Consider the following 19857-nt stretch of genomic DNA (forward strand, 5'->3'; position numbering starts at 1 on the left):
ACAAACATTTGTTCTTACATTATATATTATTTTTTACAGCCTTAACAGTCGCAAGTGCAGCTTTTAAATCTTCATAAATAATATTACCAACTACTACTGTATCAGCATATTTTGCCATTTCTGCTGCTTGCTTAGCAGATGTAATGCCGCCACCGTAAAACAGTCGGGTATTTTTCAATTCATTTTTCACAGCACTGACAACCTCAATATCACCATAAGTTCCGCTATACTCTACATAAAATACAGGTAGTCTAAAGAAATTTTCAGCCATACGTGCATAGGCAACAACATCATCAATGGATAAATCGGTTTTCGCACTCGTTACTTCTGCTACTTTACAATTCGGGTTTAAAATACAATAACCTTCAGCGACTAATTCATCCCATACCATAATATCTCCATATTCTTTAATGGCTTCATGGTGTAGATTTTTAATCCACTTTGGGTCATCACTATTCAACACGGTTGGAATGAAATAATAGTCATAACCTGGTGTTACTGAATCAATCGCAGAAATTTCTAGCGCTATTGGTACTTCAAAGCGTCTTACACGAACAAGTAAATCTAATACACCATCTAAAGTTACACCGTCTGTTCCGCCAACTATAATAACATCTGTACCTGATTCACAAATTTTTTCTAGTGCCTCATCTGAAATATCTTTAGCTGGGTCTAGCTTGAACACATGTCTCCATTCTAAATAATCCATCTATTTTTACCACCTATCATTTTCTATCTATTCGTTTACAAGTATAGCTTATGACTGTCTACAAAAAAATGAAAAAGACTGGGTAAAAACTCTACCCAGCCTCTTTACCTACTATTCTTTTGGTGCTTGAAACGGCTTTTCATCTGGATACAAACGACCTAACATTTCATCATATGTATCATTGCCATAATCAAAGCAACGACGTACACGCGAAATAGTTGCTGTACTTGCACCTGTTTCCTTTTTAATGGATTCGTAGGTTTTCTTTAAACGTAGTAAATGCGCAACCTCAAAGCGTTGTGCCAGCGATTGAATTTCACTAATCGTACATAAATCATCAAAAAACTTATAACATTCTTCGATGTCTTTCAGCTCTAACACTGCTTTAAATAATTGATCTGTTTGATGCCCTCGAATTTTTTCGATTTGCATGCAATCTTCCTCCCTTTAGGGCTGCGTTTTCACCATTGCTTGTAACCCTGGTGAAGTTGGTACGAAATGAATCCAAGACTTCCCTGGTACTAGCTTTACAAGCTCCCCAGACTCTTCTACAGCCATTGGTATTCCATCAATATTAGCCCATTTGACTTCTCTCATATAGCCATTTTGAAATACATACGCATTTCCACCAGAAGTTAAATCAATATCTTGGCGTCCCTCATTATCAATAGTTCGATGTTTCATTTCAAAAAATAGAACATTTGAAAATGATAATTTGTCGCCTGTTAACATATCCTTTGTGTCAACGCCAGCCGATTGTCGTCCATAACTATTACTTTGATGATCATACACATATGAATTATGGAAATACTCACTATTTCCGTAGTAAATGTCAACTCGACTTGTTTCACTGCCTATTTTACCACGTTCATCGGGTTCATAAAAAGCCTCATGTACTTTTTCATGGTAACTCATTGAAGCGCCCACTTTTTTCGCTCCATTTAATATATTTTCAGACGTAATATACGAGTTATGTGGAGCAACACGGTCTTTTGAACGTTTAAAAAGTGTGCCATCATACTCCATACCATTTATATTGTCGACTACATTATTAGTAAGCATAGATTTTGCCTCTGGGCTATAACCATGTGCTACGTAAAATGCATCATAGCCTTTCGCAAGATCAACAAAATAAGAGCGAGCACTACGAACTGGTCCTACATTTTCTGGCAGTTCACTTTGATAAACTGCTAATAAACGCGTAACATTGCCTTCTGCTAGCATTTCATAAATGATATCTGCCGCTTCTATTCCTGATTGCGGACGTGCTTTCGGATGATTATTAACGGTAACAATAATTGGGCGTTGTGTAATTTCTTCCTTAACAGCTTCACCTGTTAACGGAGCAACTTTCGCCCCTTCTTGAATAGGCTCTTCAATAGCAGTTCCATCGTCGACCTTGTTCGTATCATCTTCCTTCACTTCCGACGAATCTTTGGAACATCCTCCTATCAATAAGGTACTAAAAGCCATTGCGATAAATAGTTTCTTCGGTTTGAACACAAGCATTACTCTCCTTTAGTCAATTACATCTAACTGTAATTCTGTGGCTATACCATAGGGAAACTTCAACTAGCGCATCACTGCTGGTAATAATAACTTATTCTTCATAACATCAAAAATCCCTTTTGGTGTTATACGGATATATGGTAAATGTGTCGATTGTAAGAATAGTAAAGAATAAATTGCGTCTCCTAAGTGGTAACCACGTTCCGCTAATGCTTGTTTTAAGAACTTCTCTTTTTCTGTTAGCTCCTTAACATCCCCATCATATAAAAAACCGCCAATAGTTAAAGGAACATCAGCAATTACTTCACCTTTTTCAACAAGTACAATACCACCACGCATTGCTTTCATTTCTTCGAAAGCTTTTATCATATCGTCTTTATTTTTTCCGATCAGTAAAATATCGCCTGTATTCGAATAAGATGAGGCAAAACCTTGAACACTAGTGGCAAAACCTTTAATCATCGTATTAACATGCCAATTGCCATCTCTATTGATAAGTATTAAATAGCATTCATCATGATCTGCAAGCTGTCCTTCTCTAGTAATTAAAGAGTTATATGGTTTTGTAATAACATCATTAACTAACTCAATTCCAAATGGCATCGAGAATTGAAAATCATGTGTCGTTAATGAAAAATCTAAGTCAAATTCAGGTAACGCTGAATAATCAATAGTAGCAAGTTTTTGCACTTGCTCTCCATCGCGTTTTAACCAAACACCCTTCGATAGTACGCTCTCAGGAACTGGGTGCCATTCATCTTGTAAAATATTAAGGGAAGCAAATCGACCAGTTGCGATAAAGCCATGTAAGTTGGACATATTATAATAACGTGCCACATTATAGGAAGCCATTTGATATGCATCTATTGGTGTTACACCTGCATCTAAGGCTACTTGAATACATTTATCCATCACACCGTCCTCATGAAAAGAAGGGGGCGAGCCATCTGTTGTCATCATTAAATGGTCAAAAATAGGTAGCTCATTTTCGACTATTCCCTTTAATAGATTTGGTAAGTCTGGACGTATTGAAGAATGACGCAGTGTTACAGCATATCCTTGCATAATACGTCGCTCTACTTCTTCAACTGTCATCGCTTCATGATCACCATCAGCACCAAGTAGCTTCATTCGTGCTAAAGTTCGTTCTGATGCGCCTGGGAAGTGCCCTTCTATTTTTTTCCCGTAGCCCTTAGCCATTTGCATACGATAGAGCATTTGATCATCTCCATGTAACAATCTTGGCCAGCCCGTTAATTCTCCTCCAAGTAAAACATCATCTCGTTCTAGCCATTCCAAAATGGACGTATTAGAAAAAATTTCTTCCTCCTGTTCCATTTCAGTTTGCGAATCAAAACGAGTCCACCAATAAAATGAAAACGGTAGCTTTTTCAAATCATCTAGTATTGAAAACGCTTTCTTATTTTCTAAAGATAAAACGAAGCTTAAATTATCTGAAATAAAAGTTGTAGTTCCTAGCTGTCCACAAAAATCAGCAAAAGATTGTGGATGGTATAACTGGAACGGATGAACATGCGGCTCAATATATCCTGGTACAATTGTTTTATTCGTACAATCGACTACCTCAGTCCCATCTAATAACGGAGGCATTCTATCACCAGCATAGACAATACGATCTCCTAAAATCCAAATGTTCCCTACTATCCACTGTTTAAGCATGCTATGTAAATAACGTGCATTTTTTAATACGATATCCGGTGCTTTTTTACCATCAATTACAGCTAATTGTTGGCGTAATTCTGTAATTTTCCATACTGGATCCATTCTATTCGCCCCTTCCTAAATTACGTAAAATTTCATTGTGTAAATCCAACGTGAAATCACATACTACTACTGCATAAACGCATTTTTTCATAAAATTAGTGCTTTATGCAATCATCTTGTTTCAATCGTAACACAGCACTTTCATAAAGCAAAGTGCACCCCGCTTTATTTTTTCCACAATGACTAAAGGAGGAATTATTATGATGCAAGAAACGAATTTAAGCGAAAAAAATGCTTTCTGTCGTTTTAGCATGGGTACATGTTTAACGGCATTTGGTATCGCTAAAGTCTCAAGAAATCCTAACTGTATGAAAGGTCGATTGATGATTGCATTTGGTGCCATGAAAATGGCTGAGGGTATCTTTAAATATTGCCCAACTAAAGCTTTATTGTGCTCTAGTATGGAAGGTGCTATGAACAACAACAGTAACAACAGTAACAGCAGTAACAGCAACTCTTCTATGCAAAGTATGTTCAGCGGCCAAAATTCTATGTCATCTGAACAAATCGACAAACTCATGAAGGATTTCTCCTCTGCTATATCTGGAAATACGTCAGGTTCAAACGCAACTGCTTCAAAGCAATCTGACTCCAGCACTTCAAATCAAAATTCCTCAGAAACTAAAAATTCTACAAATAAAGCACAAAATCCTTCTTAGTCAAAGGAGCCGTCTCAACTGTATTGTTGAGACGGCTTTCATCCTTTTTAATCCTACGTTTGAAAACAATAAGAAGTTTCAAAGTATGATTAAAAAAATTTAATTCAAGTGCGTTATCATTTTCATTAATTAGAAGGCTCTGATTTCCGCTACGGGCTACTCGCTTTCCTGCGGGCGAGCGTCGAGCCGCTTCCTCCGCTCCGCTCCGTGCAGGGTCTCGTCTGTCTCGCTTTCCCGCGGGAGTCGAGTAGCCCTACGCTACAATCAGTTAAAATGGGAATTTAATAGCAAAATAGCAACACAAAAAACCCTTTTATTACTCAATAATAAACCTATTTTCCCCAAATCAATACGTCTGAAGAAATTTCACAACACTATAAAATATTTGTTATTAACCATTTAGTAGCCTGCAATGCAAACGAGCTTCTTCTAATTAAATTTATACTAAAACTTTGGGCGACATTTAATAAAACATATGCTATGTATCTAAGTTGATTGTAGTGGAGACTGGGCGACTCCTTGGGGATCAGCGTCACAGATGAGACCCTGCAGCGAAGCGAAGCGGCTCATCGGACGCCCCCAGGAAAGCGCCCAGTCGGAACGAAAATCAACCACACGCTATGATGATAAACTTAAGCAAAATGTAAATAAAAAATCCTTTTATCGAGTAATTATAAATCTATATCTCCCTAATCATTACGCCTGATATTTAGTTACTCAACAACTATTTAAACGTGCGCCAGCCGATATCTTTGCGGTAGAAGAAATTGTCCCATTTTTCAGTAGCAATGCCTGCGTAAACTTTTTCTTGTGCTTCTTTTAAAGTAGATGCTTTTGCGCCAACTAATAAAACTCGGCCACCATTACCAACGAAGTTCTCTTCTACAAGCTTTGTACCCGCATGGAATACTGCGTGTGAAGCTGATAGAGCCTCTAGATTAGGTAATGTATTTCCTTTTTCAACGTCTCCAGGATAACCTTCTGCGGCAATTACTACGCCTAGCATAGCTTCTTCAGACCATTGCAGATCAAATGGCTTTTCATCCATCAAGGCTGTCATAAATGCGCCAAAATCAGATGCCATACGTGGTAAAACTACTTGTGTTTCTGGATCTCCAAAGCGTGCATTAAACTCAATCACCTTTGGACCATTTTTCGTTAAAATCAATCCTGCATATAGTATCCCTGTAAACGATACACCATCTGCCTCCATACCTTTCACGGTTGGTTCCACAATCGTCTTATAAGCTTCGTCTACTATTTCTTGTGCGATTTGAGGTACTGGTGAATACGCTCCCATACCACCTGTATTTGGACCTTTATCGCTATCATAAGCACGTTTATGGTCTTGAGCAATCACCATTGGGTAAATCTGACCTTTATGGACAAATGACATAAAGGAGAATTCTTCTCCGTCCAGGAATTCTTCAATGACAACACGAGAAGAGGATTCACCAAAACGTTGGTTCCCAATCATATCCTCTACAGCTTCAATTGCATCTTCTGCAGTCATTGCTACAACTACACCTTTACCAGCTGCTAAACCATCTGCCTTGATAACGATTGGAGCACCTTGTTCCTTAATATATGCAATAGCCTTATCTGCTTCAGTAAACGTTTCATGGGCTGCTGTTGGGATATGATATTTATTCATAATATCCTTAGCGTATGATTTACTGCTTTCAATTTGTGCTGCTGCCTTTGTTGGACCAAATACTCGTAAACCACGAGCAGTAAAGAAATCAACGATGCCTTCAGCAAGTGGTTGCTCAGGCCCTACAAAGGTTAAATCTACTGCATTTTCTTTTGCAAATTGTGCAAGACCTGCAAAATCCATAGTATCAATAGCAACGATTTCCGCATCGCTCCTCATGCCATCATTACCAGGTGCTACAAATACTTTATTAACAGATGGTGAAATACTAAATTGTTTAGCGATAGCATGTTCTCGACCGCCACTTCCAATGACTAATACTTTCATTTTAGGGAATCCTCCTATTTGTAAGTAAGACCGAGATGAACCAACATCTCGGTCTAGTTTTTAACATGTTCTGATTAGTGTTTGAAATGACGTACGCCAGTGAATACCATCGTAATGCCGTACTCATTTGCTTTATCGATTGAATCCTGATCTTTTATAGAGCCGCCTGGTTGAATAATGGCTGTAATACCAGCCGCTGCAGCCGCTTCTACAGTATCGCTCATTGGGAAGAATGCATCTGATGCTAGCGCTGCACCTTTTGCTTTTTCGCCAGCTTGCTCAAATGCGATTTTAGCTGCTCCAACACGATTCATTTGACCAGCCCCAACACCAAGTGTCATTTGAGAATCTGTAACAACGATAGCATTAGATTTAACGTGCTTCACAACTGCCCAGCCAAGTCGTAATGCTTCCCATTCTTGTGCTGTCGGTTCACGGTCTGTCACTACTTTAATATCTGCATTTGCAAATCCGTAGCGATCTGGTTCTTGTACAAGAAGACCACCTTCAACCGATACAACATTGAATTTGTCTTGTTTTGCTTGCTCGAAAGGTATTGTTAATAAACGAATATTTTTCTTCTTCGTTAAAATATCAAGTGCTTCTTGGGAGAATGCTGGTGCAATAATAATTTCTAAAAAGATATGGCTTAATTTTTCAGCAGTTGCTGCATCTACTTCCATATTTAAAGCAATAATACCACCGAAAATAGACGTTGGATCTGCTTCATATGCTTTATCAAACGCTTCTTCTAATGTTGTGCCAGTTCCAACACCACAAGGATTCATGTGCTTTACAGCTACTGCTGCGGGCATTTCGAACTCTTTGACAATTTGTAATGCTGCATTCCCGTCCTGAATATTGTTGTATGATAATTCTTTACCATGCAGTTGCGTAGCATAAGCTAGTGAAAAATCAGAGCCTAGACGTTTTTGATAGAATGCTGCTTTTTGATGAGGATTTTCACCATAGCGTAAGTTTTGCTTTAATTCATATGTCATTGTTAAGCTCTCTGGGAACTCTTCTTCTGTTAAGTGGTTTGATATATATGAATCATAAGCGGCTGTGTGACGGAAAACTTTTGCAGCTAACTTACGACGTGTTTCAATAGTCGTTGCACCATTAGCTTTCAGTTCCTCTAATACGTTCGCATAGTCATTGCTATCCACAATTACTGTTACATATTGATGGTTTTTTGCTGCAGAACGTAACATTGTTGGACCACCGATATCAATATTTTCGATAGCGTCATCCCATGTTACATTAGGCTTTGAAATTGTTTCAACGAACGGGTAAAGATTGACACAAACAATCTCAATTGGCTCAATTCCATGCTCATTCATTTGTGCTTGATGAGAAGCATCGTCAAACTTTCCTAATAGTCCACCGTGAATCATTGGATTTAAAGTTTTTACACGACCATCTAAAATTTCAGGGAATTTAGTTACTTCATCTACTGCTGTTACGGCAACATTATTGTCTTGTAACATTTTTTTCGTACCACCAGTTGATAAAATTTCATAACCTAATGCTACTAGTTCCTTTGCAAATTCTAAAATACCATCTTTATTGGAAACACTGATTAATGCACGTTTTGTCACAACGAAATCCTCCTAATTTTTATCGTGTTTGCCACGAATATGTCTTGCTATTAATGGTCGGACAGAGTTAGGTATTGATTGGGCAATCTTTCGAAGACCTAACTCTCTCTCATCATTCCATTACTTTAATAATTGCTCTAAAGCTTTTGTGTATAGTTCATGCTCTTCCTTATGAATGGCCGTTTCTGTTGCCTCACGGTCACCTTCAACAACTTGAACTGCCGATTGGGCAATAATTGGCCCTGTGTCCATACCTTCATCTACAAAATGGACGGTTACACCTGTTACCTTAACTCCGTGTTCCATTGCTTGACCAATGGCATCCTTCCCAGGAAAAGCCGGTAATAATGAAGGATGAATATTCACAATGCGCTGTGGGTATGCAGTTAGTAATACTTCACTAATTAAGCGCATATAACCTGCAAGCACAATCCATTCTACCTGACATTCATGGAGAGCATCGATAATAGCAGTCTCGTAATCTGCTTTTGATGTAAACTCTTTCGGACTTAAAGCTAGCACTGGAATACTATAATTTTCAGCACGTGTAACTACGAATGCGCTAGGCTTGTCTGTAACAACAAGTTCGATCTTTGCATTTAGTTCACCACGTTCAATTGCCTCTTGAATAGCTTGAAAATTACTGCCGCTACCTGAAGCAAAAACGGCAATTTTAGTTGGTGCAGTCATTACACTAAACTCCCATCATGTGAGCCATTGAATACAACACCTTCGCCTTTCACAACGCGACCGATTTTGTATGCTTTTTCACCATTTGCTTCAACTGTAGCAAGCACTTTATCTACTTCGTCTGCAGGTACAGCTAAAACGAAACCAATGCCCATATTAAAGACATTATATAAATCCTTGTCCTCTAGCTGTCCTTTTTCTTTTAAAAACTCAAAAATACGTAAGACTGGCCAAGAACCTAAGTCAATTTCAGTTGCTAAACCTTCCGGCATCATACGTGGTAGGTTTTCATAAAAACCACCGCCAGTTACATGTGCACAGCCATGAACGTCTGCTGCTTTTAAAGCTGCAAGTACAGGTTTCGCATATAATTTTGTTGGCACTAACAAAGCTTCTCCGATAGGACCAAGATCCTCGTAGCCTTCCACAATCGAATCAACTGCGTAATGATTATCCGCAAAGACAATTTTTCGCACTAATGAGTAACCGTTTGAATGTACCCCACTCGAAGCAATACCAACAAGCACGTCACCCTCTACGATTTTCTCACCTGTTACGATGGCTGATTTTTCACAAGCTCCTACTGCAAAACCAGCTAAATCATACTCATCTTCTTCGTAAAGACCTGGCATCTCTGCAGTTTCACCGCCGATTAATGCTGCACCTGATTGCACACAGCCATCTGCAACGCCTTTTACAATTTGCTCAATTTTCGCTGGCTCTGCTTTGCCAAGGGCTACATAATCTAAAAAGTACAATGGTTCTGCACCTTGCGCTACGATATCATTGACACACATCGCTACACAGTCCACACCAATCGTGTCGTGCTTGTCCACCATAAACGCTAGCTTTAGCTTTGTCCCAACACCATCTGTACCTGAAATAAGAACAGGTTCCTTAAGATTTAGTTCTGACAAGTCAAACATACCACCAAAACCACCAAACGTGCCCATCACACCTAGACGGTTTGTACGTTCAACGTGAGACTTCATTCGTTTTACGGCTTCGTAGCCTGCTTCAATATTTACACCTGCTTGTTCATATGCTTTTGACACGCAGAGTTCCTCCTTATCATCCAAATCGCCTTGGCACATCTGAATCTAGATTAGTAATCATTGTTAGACGTGTTTAGATGTTTTTCTTAACGTAATAGTTCTTTTTCATGCGGTAAGATTGTATCTGGGAAAATTTCTGTTGGATATTTACCTGTAAAGCACGCAAGGCATAATCCACGGTTTTCATCTTCATATGGTCTTGCAATCGTCTCCACCATACCTTCAACAGAAAGGAATGTGAGTGAATCGGCACCTATAGTATCACGGATTTCATCTACATTGTGGCTAGATGCAATCAATTCTTCATGTGTTGAAGTATCGATGCCGTAATAGCAAGGATCCGTCATCGGTGGTGAAGAAATGACAACATGTACTTCTGCAGCCCCTGCATCTTTTAACATTTTTACAATACGTCGTGAAGTTGTACCGCGAACGATGGAATCGTCCACCATTACTACTCGTTTACCTTTTACGACTTGAACAACTGGAGAAAGCTTCATTTTCACACCGCGTTCACGTAATTCCTGTGTTGGTTGGATAAATGTACGACCTACATAACGATTTTTAATAAGACCTAGCTCATACGGAATACCGCTTTCTTCTGCAAAGCCGATTGCTGCTGAAATACTTGAATCAGGCACACCTGTTACAACATCAGCTTCAATATGTGCACATTCACGAGCAAGCTGTTTGCCCATACGTTTACGCGCCATATGGACGTTAATACCATCAATATCAGAATCAGGACGTGCTAAATAAACATACTCCATCGCGCACATTGCACGTTTATCCATATCTGCAAAACGATCAGATTTTACACCCTCATCGTTAATAATTAATAACTCACCAGGTTCAACAGATCGAACAAATTCTGCACCTATTAAATCAAATGCACAAGTTTCAGAGGCTACAACCCAGCCATCTCCTAGCTTTCCAAGAGATAATGGACGTAAACCATGTGGATCACGTGCGACAAGCATTTCATCTTTAGTCATAATTAAGAACGAATACGCACCCTTTAATAATGATAGGGCATTTTTCACCTTTGCACGGAATGGTGAATGCGAGCTTTTCTTAATAAGATGCGCTAGCACTTCAGTGTCGGAGCTAGAATGGAAAATACTACCTTGACGTTCTAAGTACTGTTTTAAGTGCGTTGCATTGACTAAATTACCGTTATGAGCAATTGAAAGGCTACCAGTTGAGGAGTGGAATAATAACGGCTGTACATTTTCAATACCGCCTCCTCCAGCAGTCGTATAACGGACATGGGCAATTGCTGCCTTTCCATCCACTGCCTTTAATTTCTCTTCGTTGAAAACATCATTAACTAGTCCTTCGCCTTTCACCGCGCGAAGATGCTGACCGTCAGATACGACGATCCCAGCACCTTCTTGTCCACGATGTTGAAGAGCATGAAGCCCGTAATAACTAAGGTGTGCTGGATTCGAGTTGCCCCAAATACCAAACACCCCACATTCTTCGTTTAAGCCTCTGAGTTCAGCAAGCATGGGATTGCTCCTTTCCAATTAGAACGGAATTCCTCCACTGTACCTTCAACAAGCACACCGTTGTCACCGTTGATTTTAACAAGCGCATCGTTTGTTACGATACCGATTTTCTTTGCGTCTTTTACTATTTCTACAAATGCAGCTGCATTTTCTTCTTTCACTGTTACAACGAAACGAGATTGTGTTTCACTGAATAATGCTGATGTAGCAGATCCTGTTAATGTCACATCAAGACCTAAGCCATTTGCGCCAAATGTTGTTTCAGCAAGCGCTACTGCAAGACCACCTTCTGCTACATCATGTGCAGATTGTACGATCCCTGCTTTAATCGCTTTAAGCAATGCTTGTTGACGTGCAGCTTCAACTTCTAAGTCAATAGCTGGTGCTTTCCCTGAAATAACTCCATTATTTAATAATTTTTGAAGTTCAGAACCACCGAATTCAGTTTTTGTATCGCCGATCACAAATACTACATCGCTAGCAGCTTTTACTTCTTGAGTTGTCACATGTGCTAAATCTTCAATTAGTCCAACCATACCGATTGTTGGTGTTGGGTAAACCGCTTCACCAGAACGCTCGTTATAAAGAGACACGTTACCGCCGATTACCGGTGAATTCAGTGCTGTACATGCCGCTGAAATACCATCAGCTGATTTTTCAATTTGCCAGAAGATTTCTGGTTTCTCGGGATTGCCGAAGTTTAAGCAGTCAGTAATCGCTAATGGAGTACCACCAGTTGCTACGATATTACGAGCCGCCTCTGCTACAGCAATAGCACCGCCTACCTCTGGATCTAGGAAAATATAACGAGAGTTACAGTCAGTAGTCATCGCTAATCCTTTGTTCGTACCGCGAACGCGGATAACGGCTGCATCAGAACCTGGTGCAACGACTGTTGATGTACGTACTTGATAATCATATTGATCGTAAACCCACTCTTTTGAAGCAACTGTCGGTGCTTTTAAAAGTGCATTTAATGTTTCTTTGTAATCTGTTACCATTGGTTCCGTGTTTTCCATCGCCTGGAACTCAGCATAGTAAGCAGGCTCCGAAGATGGCTTATGATAAACTGGTGCATCTTCTGCAAGTGCATCAGCAGGTACTTCAGCTACAACTTCGCCATTATGTAATAGGCGTAGCATTTTATCATCCGTCACGCGACCAATTGCCACAGCATCTAAATCGTATTTATCGAAAATCGCTTTAATTTCATCTTCGCGACCTTTTTTCACAACAAGTAGCATACGCTCCTGAGATTCAGATAGCATCATTTCATATGCTGTCATGCCTGTCTCACGTTGTGGTACTAAGTCTAAGTTCATTTCTACACCAGAGCCAGCCTTAGAAGCCATTTCTGCTGATGAAGAAGTAAGACCAGCAGCACCCATATCTTGAATACCTACTAGCGCGTCAGATTTTACAACTTCTAAACATGCTTCAAGTAAAAGTTTCTCCATAAATGGATCTCCTACTTGTACTGCTGGACGTTGGTTTTCAGATTCCTCTGTTAACTCCTCGGATGCAAATGTTGCACCATGGATTCCATCACGACCTGTTTTAGCACCCACATACATTACTGTATTTCCTACACCAGCTGCGATTCCACGTTGAATATCTTTGTGGTCAATTAAACCTACACACATTGCATTAACTAGTGGGTTGCCTTCATAGCAAGGATCGAATTGAATCTCGCCACCTACTGTAGGAATCCCGATACAGTTACCGTAACCTGCGATACCAGCAACTACTTCTTCAAATAAATATTTACCACGCGCTGATTTTAATTCGCCAAAGCGCAGTGAGTTCAGCATCGCAATTGGACGTGCACCCATTGAGAAAACGTCACGGATAATACCACCAACACCAGTAGCAGCACCTTGATAAGGCTCAATTGCTGATGGATGGTTATGTGATTCCATTTTAAATACAACTGCTTGTTCGTCACCAATATCTACGATACCAGCACCTTCACCTGGACCTTGTAAAACTTGTGGACCCTTTGTAGGGAATTTACGTAACACTGGTTTTGAATTTTTGTATGAGCAGTGCTCAGACCACATTACTGAGAAAAGACCTGTCTCTGTCCAGTTTGGTAGACGTCCTAAAATACCTTCTACCATTGCAAATTCTTCGTCTGACATCCCCATACCAGCGTATAATTTTTGATCTTTAATTTGCTGTGCTGTTGGCTCAAACTTAGTTGTTGACATGATTTTCCCTCCACTGCTTCACAATTGATTTGAATACTGCTAGACCGTCTGCTCCGCCCACCAGTGCATCAACAGCTCGCTCTGGGTGAGGCATCATACCTAATACATTGCCGCGCTCGTTTACAATCCCTGCGATATCTTCTAAAGAACCGTTTGGATTTTCGCCTGAGTATGTGAACACGATTTGATTGTTATCTTTTAATTTTTGTAAAGTTTCCTCGTCACAGTAGTAGTTACCTTCACCGTGTGCGATTGGAATATTGATAATTTGACCTTGCTCATATTGGTTTGTGAATAATGTATTATTGTTTTCAACTTTAAGTTGGATTGTACGGCACATGAATTTCAAATTTTTGTTACGAAGTAATGCACCTGGTAATAAACCTGCTTCAGTTAGGATTTGGAATCCGTTACATACTCCTAATACTGGCTTACCAGCATCTGCTGCCTTCTTGACCTCTGCCATAATATTAGATTGGTTTGCCATCGCACCACAGCGAAGATAATCCCCGTATGAGAAACCACCTGGCACTAAAATGCCATCAAAGCCACTTAAATCTGTTGCTGTATGCCATACATATTCTACTTCTTCACCTAGCTCGTCTTTAATCGCATGATACATATCGATATCACAGTTTGACCCAGGGAAAACGAGTACTGCGAATTTCATGATTAGTTAGCCTCCTCGACTTCGTAGCGGTAGTCTTCGATTACAACGTTAGTTAAAACCTTTTCACACATTTCTTTTACTAGAGTATCAATATCACGTTCTGTATCTTTAATTACTAGTTCAAGATATTTACCGATACGTAAATCTTCTACTTCAGCGTAACCCATTTTCACTAAAGAACCTTGTACAGCTGAACCTTGTGGATCAAGAATGCTCTCACGTAATGTTACGTAAATTTTAACTTTTTTCATTGTTATTTGCCTCCGAGTCTAGAAAGTATAATAGTATAAACTTCAGTTAAATTACCAAGGTCTCTACGAAAGACATCTTTGTCTAACTTTTGCTTTGTAGTTGCATCCCAAAGTCTGCATGTATCTGGTGATATTTCATCTGCCAGTAGTACATTTCCATCGTTGTCACGTCCGAACTCCAATTTAAAGTCAATTAGTGTAACGTTCACATCTGCAAATATAGGTTGCAAAACTTTGTTTACTACAAGTGCACCATCATAAATGGCTGTCACTTCTTCAGGTGTTGCAAGATCAAGTACGTCAATATGCTCCGTAGTAATGAGCGGATCGCCTAGCTCGTCGTCTTTATAATAAAACTCAACGATTGGGCGTTTTAATGGTGTACCTTCCTCAAGGCCAAGACGTTTAGCTAAACTACCTGCCGCTATATTACGAACTACGACCTCAATTGGAATAATCTCAACCTTTTTTACAAGCTGCTGCGTATCAGATAATTGTTTTACGAAATGTGACGCAATTCCGTTTGCTTGTAATTTTTCGAAAATTAAAGAGGTAATGCGATTATTTAATACGCCTTTGCCTTCAATTTCTTCTTTTTTCTCACCATTAAACGCTGTTGCACTATCCTTGTATTCAACGAGTAACACATTTGGCTCCTCTGTTGTATACAATTTTTTTGCTTTACCTTCATACAAAAGTTGACCTTTAGTCATTTCGTTACTCCCCCTGATATTATGAAATACACGCGTATTGTTCAGAATTGAATCGTAAGTATACGATTCAATTCTGTAACATCCGCTAGTGACTCTACTTAGTTAAGTCCAAGACGCTCAAAAATCATATCTACATGCTGTAAATGGTAGTTGTAGTCAAAGCAATCATCTAGCTCTTCTTTCGTTAAATACGATGTAATTTTTTCACTTGCATCGACTAACGTACGGAACTGAACTTGCTCGTCCCACGCCTGCATCGCTAAAGGTTGTACTGTATCATACGCTTCCTCACGCACTAACCCTTTATCGATAAGTGCTAATAAGATACGTTGAGAATAAATTAAACCAAAAGTGCGACCCATATTACGTTTCATGTTTTCAGGGAATACTGTTAAGTTTTTCACAATGTTACCGAAGCGGTTTAACATATAGTTAAGTGTAATCGTTGCATCCGGTAAAATAACGCGCTCTGCAGATGAATGTGAAATATCACGTTCATGCCATAATGCTACGTTTTCATAAGCCGTTACCATATAGCCACGCATTAAACGTGACATACCAACCATGTTTTCAGACCCGATTGGATTACGTTTATGAGGCATCGCTGATGAGCCTTTTTGACCTTTTGCAAATGCTTCTTCAACTTCACGCGTTTCAGATTTTTGCAAGCCGCGAATCTCTGTTGCAAATTTCTCAATTGATGTTGCGATTAATGCCAACGCACCTAAATATTGAGCATGACGATCACGTTGTAATGTTTGAGTTGAAATAGGTGATGCTGTTAGCCCTAATTTATCGCATACATATTGCTCAACTCGAGGATCGATATTGGCATATGTACCAACTGCTCCAGACATCTTTCCTGTTTCAATTACTTTTGCCGCAGCATCAAAGCGTTCTAGGTTACGCTTCATTTCTTCATACCATAAACCTAATTTTAAGCCGAAAGTTGTTGGCTCAGCATGAACACCGTGTGTACGTCCCATCATAACCGTATGCTTATGCTCTTTCGCTTTTGCAGCAATAATATCAATGAAATTCACGATGTCTTTACGTAAAATATCATTCGCTTGTTTAATTATATAAGAAAGGGCTGTATCAACTACGTCCGTTGAAGTTAAACCATAGTGTACCCATTTTCGCTCTTCACCAAGTGTTTCAGAAACGGCACGAGTAAATGCTACAACATCATGACGTGTTTCTTTTTCAATCTCTAAAATACGATTTACATCAAATGAAGCATTTTCACGAATTTTAGCTACATCCTCTTTCGGAATGTCTCCAATTTCTACCCAAGCTTCACATGCTAAAATTTCAACTTCTAGCCAAGCTTGATATTTATTTTGTTCTGTCCAAATTGCGCCCATTTCGGGTCTTGTGTAACGTTCGATCATTGCGTTTCTCCTTCTATTCTGACCAAATGCCAGAACTCTCGATTTGTTGTAGTGTTTCTTCTAAGTTTTTTGTCATAATCGTTACGTGGCCCATCTTACGGTTCACCTTAGCTTCAGCTTTCCCATAAAGATGTATAGACCATTCAGGATATTTAGCAATTGAGTTACTAAGTGGCATGACATGCTGCCCTAAAACATTTACCATAATAGATGGTGCCCAAAGTTGTGGTTTACATAATGGCCAACCACAAACAGCACGTATATGCTGGTGGAACTGTGAAACGTTACATGCTTCTATAGAATAGTGACCTGAATTATGAGGTCTTGGTGCTAATTCATTAATAACGATTCCACCATCTTCTAATACAAACATTTCTACAGCTAATGTCCCTACTAAATTTAGATAATCAGCAATTTTAAAGGCTTCCCGCTCTGCAGCCAGTGATGTTTCCTCTTTTATACGAGCTGGTACGATCGTTTCATGTAAAATATGATGAACATGAATATTTTCTCCAACTGGCTGACAATATGATTCACCATTACCGTTTCTTTGAACAATGACAGACACCTCTTTAACGAAAGGTACAAATCCCTCAACAATACATTGTGAATGAGAGAAAAGCCCTTTTGCTAACGGTAGGTCTTCTGCAGATTTTAAAAGCTGCTGCCCCTTGCCATCGTAGCCACCTCTTGCTGTTTTGACTATACAAGGATAACTAATCCTGTCGATATTGGCTAGTAATTCTTCATATGTATTTACAACCAAATAAGGGGCTACTGGACAACCTGCATTCACAATCGCTTCTTTCTCTGTCACACGGTTTTGTGTGATGCGTACTAACTCTGCACCTTGTGGAACGTAAGCCATTTGTGTTAAACGTTTTAAGCCATCATAATCGATATTTTCAAACTCATACGTTATAACGTCACTTACCTCGGCAAGTTCTTCTAAAGCTGCTTCATCATCATATGGTGCTACAATACGTATATCCGCAACCTGTCCACATGGTGAATCCATTAATGGTTCAAGAACGGCAATTTTAAAGCCTGCTTCTTTAGCAGCAAGTGCCATCATACGGCCAAGCTGCCCTCCTCCGATAATGCCTATCGTCTGCCCTGGATAAATTATCTTCGTCACACTAAGTCACCTGTGCTTTCCAGTACTTGTTGCTTCGTGGCTTCACGTCTAGCATCTAGTTTATTAGCAAGCTCTACATCTGTTGTCGATAAAATTTGCGCTGCTAGCAAGCCTGCATTAGTCGCTCCCGCTTTACCAATTGCTACTGTTGCTACAGGTACACCGCCAGGCATTTGAACGATTGATAATAGAGAATCAAGACCGTTAAGAGCACGAGATTGCACAGGTACACCGATTACTGGTAACGTTGTTTTAGCTGCTACCATTCCAGGTAAATGCGCAGCTCCACCTGCACCAGCAATAATTACTTGAATACCTCTCTCACGTGCTGATTCTGCATACTCAAACATTAAATCTGGAGTACGATGTGCAGACACAACCTTTTTCTCGTACGGGACTTGTAATTCATCTAAAATATCACATGCATGTTTCATTGTTTCCCAGTCACTTGAACTCCCCATAATGACACCGATTTTCGGATTCATGATTGTCGCTCCTTTTTAACGTTAGAAAAATGATCAAATATTGTGCAAGCCTCTATTTCTCATATAGCTACTGCAGTATCTTTACTTTTTATACAAAGAAAATCCCCAAATAAACTACTCTCTACCATACGCGTGAAAGCAGCTTACTTGAGGACTTATTATGAAAAGAATATGCAAATGTACGTATCAGTACATTCCCTTCTCGTAACATGCCAAAAGTGCTTTCCCGCATAGTCCAGCATTTACGGTGCCGGGTAGAGACACTAGAGCCAATCCTCTAGCATATATGTGGGACTTATTTGTTTTCCTTCTCACATTTTAACAAGTGATTCCACTATCGTCAATGCAAAAATGCGAACATTTTATTTTTACTATTTATAAACGTTCGGATTTTAGTCAAAACTACTCGAAATCTTGCCATAACATCGCTTTAAATTGTATTTTTTGACGTAAATACGTTGGTTCTCCATTGACTAAGTGAAAAATCGGTTCTTCTTTTCTTCCCACTGCCATATAACCATCTCGACGCATCCTTGCCAAACAATCTTCTATTGATTCGTTTTCTTCTACCTCATACCAAATTTGTTTTTTACCCAAAGCTTTCTTCCTTTCAATCTTGTATCTAATACTTTCTCCTCGTATGAGTTCCATTATACCTTTAGTTTGTTCCTTTAGTATGTATGATTTATTAATAAAATGCTTTTCACCATAACGTGAGGTTGATTTCCGTTCTGACTGTGGGCGTCCGATGAGCCGCTTGGGCCAACAAGTGTTTTTTGTGCGAAAGCGTAGTGCAAACGTAGCGGCAGCAATACGATGTTTTTTGTGCGAAAGCGAAGCGGCAGCCAACACGATGTTGGTCACGAAGGCGTTATCACAGGATGTGATGCCCTTAGCCTTCGTTCCCCTATCGCTAATCCCCAAGGAGTCACCCAGCCGGAACGAAAATCAATTTTATACATAGCATACGTTTTAAGATATCATTCTCAACTTTTGGTGATCAGCTATTAAAAAGGAATAATATCTTTATTGTTACTAATCGAAGACAAATTAAAAGAACAGCAGAAAAATATACGCTGCAGTTCTTATTAAGGATTTTGAAATTCAATTAAGTATGTACCTAGGAAAGGAACAATAAAAAAGCATTAAGTACAATAAGAACCCTATGGATATCACCTAATATGCAAAAGTTGCGCTAATTATACCTAGCCCACCTAATACAAATGGCGTGAATCTACTATTATCGTAAAAGAAATAAAAAATTCCATTTTGTTGGATTATAGCCTATTCGGATACTTCAACGTATATTATTCAATCTAATTCATTATGTATAATTTTAACATTCAAATGATTATTTTATAAAACAAAAAAGCCGAGGAATAAATCCTCGACTTTTCTAGGTGCCTAGCGACGTCCTACTCTCACAGGGGGAAGCCCCCAACTACCATCGGCGCTAAAGAGCTTAACTTCCGTGTTCGGTATGGGAACGGGTGTGA

18 protein-coding genes, 1 rRNA gene and 1 riboswitch are annotated in these 19857 nt (G+C 39.4%); of the genes, 1 reads left to right on the forward strand and 18 read right to left on the reverse strand.

Translation table 11 applies throughout. From position 1 onward, the window contains the following. Positions 1–19: 19 nt before the first annotated feature. The 4 genes from ACQKMV_RS17680 to ACQKMV_RS17695 all read right to left on the reverse strand — a co-directional run bounded on the left by ACQKMV_RS17680 (position 20) and on the right by ACQKMV_RS17695 (position 4003). On the reverse strand, positions 20–709 hold the full coding sequence (locus ACQKMV_RS17680) for a heptaprenylglyceryl phosphate synthase (protein WP_427505507.1): 690 nt from the start codon (positions 707–709) through the stop codon (positions 20–22). Between the two features lie 111 nt (positions 710–820). Then, the gene (locus ACQKMV_RS17685; protein ID WP_004225717.1) at positions 821–1141 is read right to left on the reverse strand and encodes a YerC/YecD family TrpR-related protein; all 321 of its coding nucleotides are present in this window, start codon (positions 1139–1141) and stop codon (positions 821–823) included. A 15-nt stretch (positions 1142–1156) separates the two neighbouring features. Next, positions 1157–2212, reverse strand: coding sequence for a DUF3048 domain-containing protein (locus tag ACQKMV_RS17690; protein WP_427505508.1), 1056 nt, complete (start codon positions 2210–2212; stop codon positions 1157–1159). 69 nt (positions 2213–2281) lie between these two features. Beyond that, positions 2282–4003 (reverse strand): adenine deaminase C-terminal domain-containing protein, encoded by a 1722-nt coding sequence (locus ACQKMV_RS17695; protein ID WP_427505509.1) that lies wholly within the window; start codon positions 4001–4003, stop codon positions 2282–2284. Between the two features lie 200 nt (positions 4004–4203). Between ACQKMV_RS17695 and ACQKMV_RS17700 the strand changes: the two genes are divergently transcribed. Beyond that, a complete protein-coding gene (locus tag ACQKMV_RS17700) occupies positions 4204–4662 on the forward strand; it encodes a hypothetical protein (RefSeq protein ID WP_427505510.1) in 459 nt (152 codons plus the stop codon). A gap of 724 nt (positions 4663–5386) precedes the next feature. Here ACQKMV_RS17700 and purD read toward each other — a convergent pair. From purD to rrf, 14 genes are all read right to left on the reverse strand, one after another. After that, positions 5387–6643, reverse strand: coding sequence for a phosphoribosylamine--glycine ligase (gene purD / locus ACQKMV_RS17705; RefSeq protein WP_427505512.1), 1257 nt, complete (start codon positions 6641–6643; stop codon positions 5387–5389). Positions 6644–6717: 74 nt separating this feature from the next. Then, positions 6718–8244 (reverse strand): bifunctional phosphoribosylaminoimidazolecarboxamide formyltransferase/IMP cyclohydrolase, encoded by a 1527-nt coding sequence (gene purH / locus ACQKMV_RS17710; protein WP_427505513.1) that lies wholly within the window; start codon positions 8242–8244, stop codon positions 6718–6720. A gap of 120 nt (positions 8245–8364) precedes the next feature. After that, positions 8365–8934: a phosphoribosylglycinamide formyltransferase gene (gene purN / locus ACQKMV_RS17715; RefSeq protein WP_427505514.1), complete on the reverse strand. Its 570-nt coding sequence runs from the start codon at positions 8932–8934 to the stop codon at positions 8365–8367. Further along, positions 8934–9989 carry a phosphoribosylformylglycinamidine cyclo-ligase gene (gene purM / locus ACQKMV_RS17720; protein ID WP_427505515.1) on the reverse strand — a complete coding sequence of 352 codons (1056 nt, stop codon included), beginning with the start codon at positions 9987–9989 and terminating at the stop codon, positions 8934–8936. Before purM ends, purN begins: the two co-directional genes overlap by 1 nt. Positions 9990–10075: 86 nt before the next feature. Next, on the reverse strand, positions 10076–11500 hold the full coding sequence (gene purF, locus ACQKMV_RS17725; RefSeq protein WP_427505517.1) for an amidophosphoribosyltransferase: 1425 nt from the start codon (positions 11498–11500) through the stop codon (positions 10076–10078). Beyond that, entirely contained in the window at positions 11476–13710 is a 2235-nt protein-coding gene (gene purL, locus ACQKMV_RS17730; RefSeq protein ID WP_427505518.1) for a phosphoribosylformylglycinamidine synthase subunit PurL, read from the reverse strand. Before purL ends, purF begins: the two co-directional genes overlap by 25 nt. Beyond that, positions 13697–14380 carry a phosphoribosylformylglycinamidine synthase subunit PurQ gene (purQ, locus tag ACQKMV_RS17735; protein WP_427505520.1) on the reverse strand — a complete coding sequence of 228 codons (684 nt, stop codon included), beginning with the start codon at positions 14378–14380 and terminating at the stop codon, positions 13697–13699. The genes purL and purQ overlap by 14 nt, the downstream gene beginning before the upstream one ends. 2 nt (positions 14381–14382) lie before the next feature. Continuing rightward, positions 14383–14631 carry a phosphoribosylformylglycinamidine synthase subunit PurS gene (purS, locus tag ACQKMV_RS17740; protein ID WP_049668772.1) on the reverse strand — a complete coding sequence of 83 codons (249 nt, stop codon included), beginning with the start codon at positions 14629–14631 and terminating at the stop codon, positions 14383–14385. 2 nt (positions 14632–14633) lie between these two features. Next, complete coding sequence (gene purC / locus ACQKMV_RS17745) at positions 14634–15344, reverse strand: phosphoribosylaminoimidazolesuccinocarboxamide synthase (RefSeq protein WP_049668771.1); 711 nt, start codon at positions 15342–15344, stop codon at positions 14634–14636. Between the two features lie 98 nt (positions 15345–15442). Then, the gene (purB, locus tag ACQKMV_RS17750) at positions 15443–16738 is read right to left on the reverse strand and encodes an adenylosuccinate lyase (RefSeq protein WP_403007344.1); all 1296 of its coding nucleotides are present in this window, start codon (positions 16736–16738) and stop codon (positions 15443–15445) included. Between the two features lie 13 nt (positions 16739–16751). Beyond that, on the reverse strand, positions 16752–17876 hold the full coding sequence (gene purK / locus ACQKMV_RS17755; protein ID WP_427505521.1) for a 5-(carboxyamino)imidazole ribonucleotide synthase: 1125 nt from the start codon (positions 17874–17876) through the stop codon (positions 16752–16754). Then, complete coding sequence (purE, locus tag ACQKMV_RS17760; RefSeq protein ID WP_370079155.1) at positions 17873–18361, reverse strand: 5-(carboxyamino)imidazole ribonucleotide mutase; 489 nt, start codon at positions 18359–18361, stop codon at positions 17873–17875. The genes purK and purE overlap by 4 nt, the downstream gene beginning before the upstream one ends. Before the next feature lie 211 nt (positions 18362–18572). Continuing rightward, positions 18573–18671: riboswitch (purine riboswitch) on the reverse strand. 92 nt (positions 18672–18763) lie between these two features. Continuing rightward, the gene (locus ACQKMV_RS17765) at positions 18764–18958 is read right to left on the reverse strand and encodes an NETI motif-containing protein (protein ID WP_427505523.1); all 195 of its coding nucleotides are present in this window, start codon (positions 18956–18958) and stop codon (positions 18764–18766) included. 805 nt (positions 18959–19763) lie between these two features. After that, positions 19764–19857: ribosomal RNA gene (gene rrf / locus ACQKMV_RS17770) — 5S ribosomal RNA — on the reverse strand; the annotation flags it as partial.

Origin of the sequence: Lysinibacillus sp. NPDC094403, from assembly GCF_050278745.1 — a bacterium.
Lineage (GTDB): Bacteria > Bacillota > Bacilli > Bacillales_A > Planococcaceae > Lysinibacillus.